This window comes from Sedimentibacter hydroxybenzoicus DSM 7310 (assembly GCF_013403245.1).
GTDB classification, from domain to species: domain Bacteria; phylum Bacillota; class Clostridia; order Tissierellales; family Sedimentibacteraceae; genus Sedimentibacter; species Sedimentibacter hydroxybenzoicus.
The window spans coordinates 1-11,803 of record NZ_JACBNQ010000004.1 but is presented as its reverse complement, the minus strand read 5'-3'; the positions used below and the strand labels follow the sequence as shown (position 1 = coordinate 11,803).

11 protein-coding genes are annotated in these 11,803 nt (G+C 37.3%); all 11 read right to left on the bottom strand.

The window, feature by feature from the left end; translation table 11 throughout:
- Window positions 1–27: 27 nt before the first annotated feature.
- On the bottom strand, window positions 28–1,434 hold the full coding sequence (citF, locus tag HZF24_RS05875; protein ID WP_179237364.1) for a citrate lyase subunit alpha: 1,407 nt from the start codon (window positions 1,432–1,434) through the stop codon (window positions 28–30).
- On the bottom strand, window positions 1,427–2,302 hold the full coding sequence (locus HZF24_RS05870) for an HpcH/HpaI aldolase/citrate lyase family protein (RefSeq protein ID WP_179237363.1): 876 nt from the start codon (window positions 2,300–2,302) through the stop codon (window positions 1,427–1,429). Before HZF24_RS05870 ends, citF begins: the two co-directional genes overlap by 8 nt.
- Complete coding sequence (citD, locus tag HZF24_RS05865; protein ID WP_179237362.1) at window positions 2,302–2,574, bottom strand: citrate lyase acyl carrier protein; 273 nt, start codon at window positions 2,572–2,574, stop codon at window positions 2,302–2,304. Before citD ends, HZF24_RS05870 begins: the two co-directional genes overlap by 1 nt.
- A 15-nt stretch (window positions 2,575–2,589) precedes the next feature.
- Window positions 2,590–3,090: a LeuD/DmdB family oxidoreductase small subunit gene (locus HZF24_RS05860; RefSeq protein ID WP_179237361.1), complete on the bottom strand. Its 501-nt coding sequence runs from the start codon at window positions 3,088–3,090 to the stop codon at window positions 2,590–2,592.
- Window positions 3,091–3,121: 31 nt separating this feature from the next.
- Complete coding sequence (locus HZF24_RS05855) at window positions 3,122–4,369, bottom strand: 3-isopropylmalate dehydratase large subunit (protein WP_179237360.1); 1,248 nt, start codon at window positions 4,367–4,369, stop codon at window positions 3,122–3,124.
- Window positions 4,370–4,639: 270 nt separating this feature from the next.
- On the bottom strand, window positions 4,640–5,929 hold the full coding sequence (locus tag HZF24_RS05850; protein WP_179237359.1) for a 2-hydroxycarboxylate transporter family protein: 1,290 nt from the start codon (window positions 5,927–5,929) through the stop codon (window positions 4,640–4,642).
- 56 nt (window positions 5,930–5,985) lie between these two features.
- On the bottom strand, window positions 5,986–7,158 hold the full coding sequence (locus HZF24_RS05845) for an NAD(P)-dependent malic enzyme (protein WP_179237358.1): 1,173 nt from the start codon (window positions 7,156–7,158) through the stop codon (window positions 5,986–5,988).
- Between the two features lie 195 nt (window positions 7,159–7,353).
- Entirely contained in the window at window positions 7,354–8,043 is a 690-nt protein-coding gene (locus HZF24_RS05840) for a response regulator (RefSeq protein ID WP_179237357.1), read from the bottom strand.
- The gene (locus HZF24_RS05835; protein ID WP_246345970.1) at window positions 8,040–9,632 is read right to left on the bottom strand and encodes an ATP-binding protein; all 1,593 of its coding nucleotides are present in this window, start codon (window positions 9,630–9,632) and stop codon (window positions 8,040–8,042) included. Before HZF24_RS05835 ends, HZF24_RS05840 begins: the two co-directional genes overlap by 4 nt.
- A 1-nt stretch (window position 9,633) precedes the next feature.
- Entirely contained in the window at window positions 9,634–10,371 is a 738-nt protein-coding gene (truA, locus tag HZF24_RS05830) for a tRNA pseudouridine(38-40) synthase TruA (RefSeq protein ID WP_179237356.1), read from the bottom strand.
- A gap of 157 nt (window positions 10,372–10,528) precedes the next feature.
- On the bottom strand, window positions 10,529–11,509 hold the full coding sequence (locus HZF24_RS05825) for an ABC transporter substrate-binding protein (protein ID WP_179237355.1): 981 nt from the start codon (window positions 11,507–11,509) through the stop codon (window positions 10,529–10,531).
- Window positions 11,510–11,803 lie beyond the last annotated feature (294 nt).

The window sequence follows — 11,803 nt, the reverse complement described above, 5'->3', positions numbered from 1 at the left end:
CCTTTCCTTTAAAGGTTCCCCTTACATCTAAACAACCACACTTCTTATTTTATCTATTACGGTACCGTCACGATATATAACATTACCCACTACCTTATCGCCTAATTTAACATCATTTGGTATTCCGGTAATTTTTTCGGCTATATTTTTTAATTCATTAATATCTATTATAGGAAGTTTTGCTTCCTTTAATCGTGCAATTAAATCGTCACGGAGCGGATTAACTGCGATACCTCTTTGTGTAACCAATACATCCACTGTTTTTCCTGGAGTAGAAATGCAAAGAACTCTGTCTGTTATTAATGATAATCTTGCCCGTGTCAGAGGTGCAACAATCATTGTAAGCTTAGCTCCTGCCGCTGTATCACTATGTCCTCCGGAACCGCCCATAATGTATCCGTTAGAATCCGTATGCACATTTACATTGAAATTTGTATCTATTTGGGTAGCACCTAAAATAACAACGTCTAAATTATTAACTATGGCACTTTTGACTGTGGGGCTTGCATAGTGAGATGCCGTCACCTCTCTGTGTCTTTTGTTTTCCCTTATAGATTCCACAGCTTTCAAATCAAAGCATTGAACATCCATAAGTGTTTCAAAACATCCGGCTTCAAGCATATCAACCAGGTATCCTGTTATACCTCCCATGCCAAAGCTTCCTCTAATATTTTCCTTAAGCATTAATTCTTTCAAGTATTTTGCAACTGCTAAGGAAGCACCTCCTGCACCCGTCTGAAATGAAAAACCATTTTGTAACAGACCTGAATGCTGTATGACTTTTGTGGCATAAGATGCCATCATCAAGCCAACGGGGTCTCTCGTAATTTTTGTTGTTCCCGAAACAATTCCTGTGGGGTCTCCTATTTTATCAACAGATACTACATAATCCACATACGTTTCAGATATAGAAAAATCGTACAAAGGATAGTCAACTAAGTTATCGGTTATTACAACCACTTTTTTAGCATACATAGCATCGGCAAATGCATAACCTAATGAACCGCATGCGGATGCTCCGTACTTTCCTGTGCAATTACCCATGTTATCCGAAGTAGGTGCAGCTATGAAAGCAATGTCTATGGGGGTTTTTCCTGATTCTATATCGCTGGGTCTTCCTCCGTGACTCCTGAAATCAACCGGCTTATTCATTATTCCTTTCGAAATTTCCCTTCCTACAACCGCACCCATATAATTAACCTCGAGTGCTGTAACAACATTGTTTCTGATATGATTTACTATGGGAGCATGGATGTCAAAAACAGAGCTTGCGTTAACCGTAATATCCTTGTATCCCATATCGGCAATTTCATCTAAAACCATGTTGATTACATGGTCCCCATTTCTTAAGTGATGATGAAATGATACCCTCATTCCTTCCTTTAAACCGCAAAGCTTAATTACTTCCTTTAAGGTATTTACAACCTTACTCATTATACACACCTCCTCCTAAAGCTTCAGCCATTTCCAACGTCTGTCTTGCTCTTGCAACAATCGGTGCGTCAATCATTTTTCCATGAAGGGAAATTGCACCCTTGCCCTGTTCTTCGGCAACTCTGATTATGTCCATAACCTCTCTTGCATATTCTACTTCTTCGATTGTAGGACTGAATACTTCATTTATAGTCATAACGTGCCTTGGTGATATACAAGCTTTACCTGTGAAGCCGAGAGATTTGGCAAATAAAGCATCCTCTCTTAAGCCTTCTTCATCCTCTACATCCGTAAAAGGCGTGTCATAAACGTCTATGCCTGCAGCTCTTGCAGCTGTCACCATTCTTCCTCTGCTGTAGAAAATTTCATCACCATTTTTTGTTCTCTTGCATCTTAAATCTGCTGTTAAATCTTCTGCCCCTAAAAAAATTGCTTTCACTCTGTCAGAGGACTTTGCTATTTCAAATGCATTTTCAACTCCAAGAGCCGTTTCAATCAAAGGAATGATATATGTAGGTTTATCGATGTTATGTTTTTCTTCTATCTCTTTCATGTACTCAGCAATGATTTGAACATCTCCTGCAGAATTAATTTTCGGAGGCATAATCATGTGAGGTCTCAATGGAATAATCTCCTGCAGGTCGCTTTTCCAGAATTCAGAATCAATTGAATTAATTCTGACAATTATCTCACAATTGCTGTAATTAAGGTGCTTTAGTGCATTTCTTACTAAAATTCGGGCTGAATCCTTTTCTGCCGGCGAAACGGCATCTTCCAAATCCAAAATTATACTGTCGGCTCCCAGTGCATCAGCGTTTAACAGCATTCCTGCCGAGTTTCCGGGCATAAAAAGCATACTTCTTCTCATTAACTATTCACCCCTCCTGCTCTTTTTAAGGCTGTTTCAACTCTTGCTCGTATTGCGCATTCAACAGCCCCTCTGTCCTTCAATTGTATTTTTATATTTTCAACGTTAAAATCATTTAATACATCTCTTACGGCTTTTTCAATTTCTTCGTTAAATTGATTGTAAACTATTGATTCAAGATGCAAATCAATGCCATTTTCGTTAGGCTCCACAACGACATAAATATCGCTTGATTCCAAGGTTCCTGCTGCAGCCTTATTTTTAATTTCCATTTAGCATCACTCCTTTTATCCTTTCATTCTTTCTCTAAATAATGGTTTTATACCACCTGCTTCAAGAATGCTCATTGCATATTCACCTATTTTATCTGCCTGCAATATTTCCCCTGTTTTTAGAATTTTTACGGTTCCTTCAACAATATCGACCTCTATTTCATCACCGTCGGACAAAACCCTGCTTATACCCTTGCATACCAATAAAGGCAACCCTAAGTTAATAGAATTGCGGAAAAAGATACGGGCAAATGAATCTGCAAGCACCAGGCTCGCTCCCATATTGAGAAGTGCAATCGGTGCGTGCTCCCTGCTTGAACCGCAGCCGAAATTTGTTCCTGCCACAACTATGTCGCCTTTCTTGAAATTCTTAGCTATATTTTCATCTACGCCGGACAAACAATGAGTCCCTATTTCCTGCGGATTAACAATCTCTAAAAATCTGCCGGGATAAATTTGGTCCGTATCAATGTTGTTATCTAATACTATAACTTTTCCTTTTATAATTGTTTCCATATACATCTCCTTCAATACCATCACTCAACTATTATAAATCACATGGATTTGTCAAATACCCTGTCAGTGCCGAAGCTGCCACTGTAGCAGGCGATGCCAGGTATATCTTTGATTTGTTGCTTCCCATACGTCCCGGGAAATTACGATTCGAAGCTGTTACACACACCTCTCCCGGTGCCAGAACTCCCTCATGAGCACTTAAGCACGGTCCACATCCCGGAGTTGAGATTGTTGCGCCCGCATTGATAAAATCCTGTATATATCCCTTAACGATTGCTTCCTGCATAACCTCTGCTGAAGCAGGTATAATAAGCAGCCTTACATCCTTATTTATCTTCTTGCCTCTTATAATATCTGCTCCGGCTTTTAGATCATCTAACCTTCCGCCTGTACAGGTTCCGATAAAACCCTGGTCTATTTTTACCTTCTCGGTATCATTTAAAGGAAATACATTATCGACGCTGTGGGGCACCGCAACCTGTACCGACAGATTTGTTACATCGAAATGATAGCTTTCACTATATTGGAAATCCTCATCCGTATATTGCACCTCAAACGGCCTCACAGCTCTTTGTTCAGCATATTTCAGAACTTTTTCGTTCGGCTGCATATATGCGGTCTTGGCTCCCATTTCAACAGCCATGTTACACAATACCATTCTTTCCGAAACTCCTAAATTATCGATATAGCTTCCTGTAAAGTCAATAGCTTTATATACCGCACCGTCTGCTCTCATCTGTCCCATTATATACAGAATTACATCCTTTGGCATAATACCCGGATGAGGAGTACCTTCTATACGTATTTCAATTATTTCAGGAACCCTGAACCATAATTCTCCGGATATCAATATTGTCGCCATATCAGTGGCACCGACACCGGTTCCCATTGCGCCAAGGGCTCCGTGGGTTGTTGTATGAGAGTCGGTGGCAACTATAATTGCTCCCGGGTAAATTAATCCGGCTTCAGTCAATACCTGGTGACACACTCCGGCATTGACATCAAAGTGATACGTTAATTCATTTTCTCCGGCAAATTCCCTCATTTCCTTATGAATTTGTGCGGACTTTATTGTAGGAGCAGGTGCGTAATGGTCAAAGACAAATGCCGCCCTGTCCTTATCCCAAACCTTTTTGCCGTTCATTTCTCTGAACGAATATATTGTCTGAAGGTACAAATCATTAACCTGTGCAAAATCAACCTTTGCCATTACTATTTCGCCGGTTCTCACTGATTTTTTACCACTGTTTTTAGCAAGTATTTTCTCAATAGCATGCATAATTTTCTCCTTTACTTATAGCAAAGCTCACCTTTAGGGTGAGCTCAGATTGATGACAAAGTCATCAAGATGATAGGCTGTTGAAAAAGTTCATCCTGCAAGGCGCCGGAAGACGGGCAACCGCAGCGTATTAGACATACGTGAGGATTGACCGGATGAACGGCAACGATGCAGGGGGACTTTTTCAGCAGTCTTAGCTCACCTTTAGGGTGAGCTAAGACTTATTTTCACTTCCAGCATAAGCGACTTATATACGACTTATATACGACGCTAACCGAAAAATATAGGTACGATGATCGAAGCGAAGAAGATAATAAATGCTCCTCCCAGCCTTGAAGAAATTTGAGCAAACGGCATTAATTCCATTCTGTTTGCTGCGGTCAAAACTGCAACATCACCTGTACCACCCATGTTAGCCATGCAAAGGCCCGCAGTTATAGCCGCTTCTATAGGATAAAAACCAACTAATTTTCCTACTAAAGCAGTACCTAGAACTGCTCCTAAAACAACCAGGAAGCACAGTATCAAGTATGAAGGTGTAAATGCAGAAATTACTTGACCTAAATCGGTATATGCAATACCTATACCCATCAATAATGCAGGTGTCCAATTTGATGCAACAAATTGGTACCATTTAGCACATGATTTTTCATATTTAGTCGGTAAAATATTGATAGCTTTTGCAATAGCAACAGATATTATCATCCATGCATATGAGTGAATATCTATACCTACATAATTTTTCATAACGAATGCCACAATATTTCCAAATGTAAAGAATGTTGTAGCAATTGCTATGCCTATACCAAAATCACTCAATGCAAAAGGTTCATTATCAACTTTTTCTTTAAGTTCATCCTGACCTATTTCCATCAGCTTGCCGTTTCCGCTTAACTTAGGGTACTTTTTACCTACCCTGTCTAAAATTCCTCCGAATACAATTGCAATAGCATTTCCTAAAGCAACTGCCGGAACCAATCTTGATAGAATTTGTTCTGTCGGAAGTCCTAACCCTTTAGAAAACACATCAGCTATCGGAACAGCACCTGCTCCCATTCCGCCTCCCATTATAGGAATACCTATATATGCGATTGCTTCTGCCGGTGTATAGCCAAACGCTAATCCTCCTATAGATACCAAACCCATAGCTACTAAAAGACCTCCCAGTATACACGGGAAATATCTTATGGCTGCCTTAATAAGAAGCTTCTTGTTCATACCTAGTATAGAACCCGTAATAAGCGCTGCTATATAAAAGTCAAGGAAGCCTCCTCCTTTCATAAAGGTATCTACGTTCTTTGTAACTACTTCAGGCAATATATTAAAATATACAAGTGCTGCTGAACCAAATATAATAACTATCGGTCCGCCGCCAAAGAAAGTTTTTACAATTGGTGTATTATTACCTACTACATCAAGCAATGCACCAACTATCATCATGAAAGCAAAGGCACCAATCATACCTCCGGGCAAAACATTTAAAAAAATTGCAACAATTATTACTGCAAGTAATGCGAAATAAACCGGTAAGGTTAATCCCATTATTTTTAATTCTTTCATTTTCTATCCTCCAAGTTATTTATAATTTAATTATATTATTTAATAAAAAATTAATATTATAATCTTGCCACACCTGATTTTCTGGCTGCTGCTTCTATTGCTTGGGCAACCGCACTTGCTACACCCTTATCCAAAGCACTCGGAATTATGTTGTTTTCATTTAATTCATCATCATCAATGTAGTTTGCTATAGCATAAGCAGCTGCTATCTTCATATCAAGGTTGATTTCTTTAGCCCTTACATTCAGCGCTCCTCTGAATACTCCCGGGAAAACCAATACATTATTTATTTGATTTGGAAAATCCGAACGCCCTGTTCCTACAACTCTTGCTCCCGCAGATATTGCAATGTCAGGCATAATTTCAGGAGTAGGATTAGCCATTGCTAAAATAATAGCATCCTTAGCCATTGATTTAACCATTTCAGCCTTAACAACATCGGCAGAAGATACTCCGATAAATACATCAGCATTATTCATAACGTCTGCTAAAGAGCCTTTTTCTCCATTAGGATTTGTTACCCTAGCCAATTCGCTCTTTGCTTCATTCGCACTTGACATACCTGCATATAAAGCACCTGACCTGTCACAAGCTATTATATTTTTAGCCCCTGCAGCAGTTAATAAATTAGCAATTGCTGTTCCTGCAGCACCTGCTCCGTTAATAATTATCTTTATATCTTCTATTTTTTTGTTTACTATTTTTAACGCATTTATTAATCCCGCCAATACTACAATGGCAGTCCCATGCTGATCGTCATGGAATACCGGAATATCAAGCTCTTTCTTCAGCCTTTCTTCTATCTCAAAACATCTGGGAGCTCCTATGTCCTCCAGATTTATTCCTCCAAGCCCCGGAGCAATCAGCTTTACGGTCTTAACTATGTCATCAACGTTTTTTGAATCTATGCATATCGGAAATGCATCAACATCGGCGAATTCCTTGAACAGTATGGATTTTCCCTCCATAACCGGCAATGCGGCTTTTGGACCGATATCCCCCAAACCGAGAACTGCCGTTCCGTCCGTTACTACAGCAACAATATTGCCTTTTGATGTATACTTGTATACGTCGTCTTCATTCTGATGAATCTTTCTGCATGGCTCAGCAACTCCGGGCGTATATGCCAAGCTTAAATCTTCCCTTGTTTCTACCTTAATTTTAGAAATTACTTCAATTTTACCCTTGCTTTTTTCATGCAATTTTAAACTTTCTTCAAAATAATTCAAATCGTTTTCCTTCCTTCTATAATATTTTTTCGTGTATAACTGCATATTAGCATTACATAATATTAATGTAAATATTATGTAAGTTTAAAATAGTTTTGGTCATTAAGAATAGTTTGTCGTATTTTTATCAAAGTATGCAACAAAAAAACCTAACTATGTTAGGTCAGATTGATGACAAAGTCATCAATCTGATAGCTATGTTAGGTTTTTATATTTGTGTTGAGGTCTCCCAACCTTACCATATTCAATTATCTTATCAACCTTACCTTCCTTAAGCATGAATTCAAGATATTTGCGTACTGTAACTCTGGCTACTCCCGATTTTTCAGAAATTTCTTCTGCTGTTTTATATTCATCGACTAATTTTTCGACTTCCTTCCATATTATCTTATAGGTATACTTATTTATTCCTTTTTCCAAATCATTATCAGAATTGTCGTATTCATTATTCAAAGTATTTTTTATTATATATTTGTCCAACTCATTTTGCTCAATTGTGTCAAGCTTTTTTATACCGTAATATCTTTCCTTATAATTATCCAATGCCTCTTTAAATCTATTGAATGTGAACGGTTTAATAAGATAATCAACTGCTCCGTAGCGAAAAGCTTCCTGTATCATGTTGCTCGTTTTATCTGCAGTGATTAAAATAACGTCTGTTTCAAATTCTTCTTTTCTTAACCACTTCAAGAAATCTATTCCGTTTTCCTTAGGCAGATATATATCTAACAAAATCAAATCCACCCTGCTCTTAAACAAAAATTCTTGTGCTTCCTTTATGCTTGGAACCGCCTTAGCCAACTTAAAATCCGACAATTTTCCTAAAAACCTTGAATTGATTTCTCTGACCATGGGATCATCCTCTAAAATCATAACATGTATCATATATTATCACCACTTTTCATAGGAATTTCTATATGCCATGCCGTTTCATTATCTAAAGACAAGGTAATTTTTCCGTTGGCATCTTCTATTATATTCTTTACAATATACATACCGTACCCGTGATGTTCTGATTTAGTACTGAAATTCCGGTCAAATATTTTGGACTTTATATCCTCCGAAATTCCGGGTCCATTGTCTTTTACCTCAATGATAAGGACCTTTTCATTCTGAAATATTTTAAAATATACTTTTCCTGTGCCATCAACATTAACAGCCTCTAAGGCATTCTCAATTAAATTACCGATGACAGAACCTACATCATCACTGCTTATTAAATCAGGAAGTATAGTTAAACCGGAATTTTTATCTATTTCAAATTTAATCCTTAATTCTTCCGCTTTATAATACTTTGCCAAAATCAAAGCAGCAATATTCAAATTTTTAATTCTGCCTGTTATTAAACTTGTTATATCGTTTCCGCTTTTTGCTGTTTTAGAAATATACTTTATTGCTTCATCATATTCTTCTAACTGTATCAACCCGGATATTGTGTGCAATTTGTTCATAAACTCATGATTTTGTGCCCTCAATGACCATGCCATTTTTTTTATTCCGGTTAATTCCTCGGACATCTTTTTTACTTCGGATAAATCCCTGAAATTAATTACGTGTCCTATTGTCTGCTTTTTATCATTTTTCAAAATATTATATTTACATAAAATAGTTACACCGGGTCTGACATTAACCTCAAAATCATTGTTTATTTCAAGATCTTTTAAATCCGGTATTATTTTATTTATTTTAGCTAATTCATCAATATTAATGTTAATATCATTGCCTGTTAAGCCTAGAATTCTTGATGCCTCCCGGTTGTATTGTATGAGCTCTCCGTTTTCGTTTAAGGTTATTATTCCTTCCTTAACATTATCAAGTATAGCTTCTTTTTCTTTTAAGAGCAAGGTGATTTCCCTTGGTTCTAACCCTAACAATTCATCCTTTATGCTTGCTGCCAGTACAACAGCACAGTAGCTGCCCAAAAACAAACCTATAAATATAAACGGTATAAATTGTTGAGCTTTTATTAATATTTCCTTGCTTATTTCTACTACCGTGCTTCCCACACAGACTGCACCTAACTGTCTGCCTTCATAAATAATCGGTACGAAGGCTCTTAACGATATACCTAAGGTTCCCTTTGCCTGGGATATATATTTGTCTGCTTCTTTGAGGGCTCTTGTTTCATCTCCCCCTTCAAATTTCCGACCGATGTTTTCTTTCACAGGATGAGTGAGACGAATGCTGTCCATGTCAAATACAACTATAAAATCTACTTTTGTTTCTTCTCTGATTTTTTCTATATGTTCATTTAATTCAGGTATCTTACTGCTATGCTTAAATGCTTCCTTTACCTTATAATCCTCCGAAGCATATGTTGCAATAGTCATCAGCTTGTCTTTTAACTGAGCGGTAAGAATATCTTTCATTTGATAATAAGACAGTATTGTCATGCTGCCCAATGAAAACACTAAAATCAAAATAATATAAATATTAATTCTTGTACTTAGCTTCATAAAAACATTTCTTTTCATGCTAATATTCAACCTCTTTTAAAAACAGCGCTTTTGGCGGTACCATGGGACCGGCTTCAGCTCTTTTTTTTGCTGCCATAATATTTTCTATATCAGCTATATCAAGCTTACCCGTACCTGCTTCAATTAATGTACCTATTATAATTCTAACCATGTTCCATAGAAATCCATTCCCGTTTACTTCCACTTCTATTATATTGCCCTTTTCTTCGATATCAATATAATTAATAGTCCTGACGGTTGATTTAGTTTTGGATTTTAATGTGGTAAAGCTTTGAAAATCATGTGTTCCTATCAGCTGCTGTGCACATTGCCTCATTTTATCCAGATCTATTTTTTCATTTACTCTATGTACATATTTCCTGTCAAATACATTTTTCACCTGACTGTTATTAATTCTGAACAGATATGTTTTTGATAATATATTATATCTTGCATGAAATCTTTCGCTTGCATTTTTCAATGACAATAAAGCAATATCTTCAGGCAGTTTATCATTTATATATTTTGACATATCCTCAACATTCATCTTTGAATTTGTATGAAAATTAGCGGTATAATTTAACGCATGGACGCCTGCATCAGTTCTGCCGCATCCAATAAGTGTTACTTCCCCGCCTGTCATGCCGCTTAAAATATTCTCTAATCTTCCCTGTATGGTATTAACATTTTCATTCTGTTTCTGCCATCCCTTGTACCGGGTACCGTCATATTGAATTATCATTTTTATGTTTCTCATGATACTATCGATTAGCAATCTAAATAAATGCTTACTCCCTTTTTAATTTATAAATCAATTATATATATGCTTATAGCAAAAAACAAGGGGAGATTATCTCTTACCTTGTTTATCCGTTGCTATTCTATCGCTAATCAATATCCAATCCATCGCCTATCTATTGTTCAATGAACTCCGCTCCTTCAAATGCTTTATTATCCTTTGTGAAGCCTAGGCTTTCCATAGCCTTTACGTTTACCTTCTTCTCAAGGTTTTGTGATGATTGAACGGGAATTTCTGCTATGTTTTTTTTATCTGCCAATATTTGCTTCGCAATAACGGCTGATTGCTTTCCTATTTCATAGTAGCTGATACCCTTTGAAATCAGTATACCTTCCGTAACATGAGTACCGTCAGCCGAAACCGTCAGCAGCCCTTTTTCCTGTGAAAGCTTAGCTACAAGCGGCATGGATGTAGCAACCATATTGTCGGTAATTATATACAGTCCATCAACCTTTTTAGAAATCGTATCTATTGCCTGCGGTATATCGTTGGCAGATGCAATACCTATCGTTTCTATCTGCAGATCCATACTCTCGGCTATTTCCTTTGTCTGGTCAACCTGGACTTCGGAATTTGATTCCCCTATGTTGTAAATTATACCGATAGTTTTTATGTCCTCTTTTAATTCTTTAAACAACTCCAGATTTTCTTTTATAGGTGCGGCATCTACAACCCCGGTAATATTCTCATCCGTAACATTTAAATCAGTGACTAGCTGAGAAAATACCGGATCGGTTACTGCCGTAAAAACCAATGGTATATCTGTTCCGCTAATTGCCTGCTTTGCTGCCTGTGAAGTTGAAGTTGCAATTGTAAATATTAAATCCACATCATCTCTGACAAACTTCTGTGCAATCATAAGTGCATTGTTTGGATCACCTTGTGCATTTTGATCAATGAATTCCGCATTTATACCTTGAGTTTTAAGTTCATCTATAAAACCCTGCCTTGACGCATCCAAAGCAGGATGCTCTATCAACTGTGAAATACCTATAGTAAATTTTTCTGTATCTGGTGTACCCGATGCACCTTGTGTACATCCGGATAAAATAATTGGTATCAACAATAATGACGCTGCTAATTTTTTTAATTTCATAATAACCTCCTTCTATAAATAACCCTATATTGAGAGCACCAACCTTGTCATTCTTAACGTCAGTGAAGAATCTCTCCTTTATTTTCTATTGCAATTCTATTGTCAATCTATCGCCTATCCATTGCTGTTATACCGCTTCAGCAAAGGGGCTGTAGTTACGCGAATTATATATCTCCATCAATTCCTTCTCCGTTATCTGACCGTTTCTCACATCCAACACTACACTTCCTCTGTCCAGCATTATAATCCTGTCTGAAAACTTTATTGCGTCATTCACATTGTGGGATATCATCA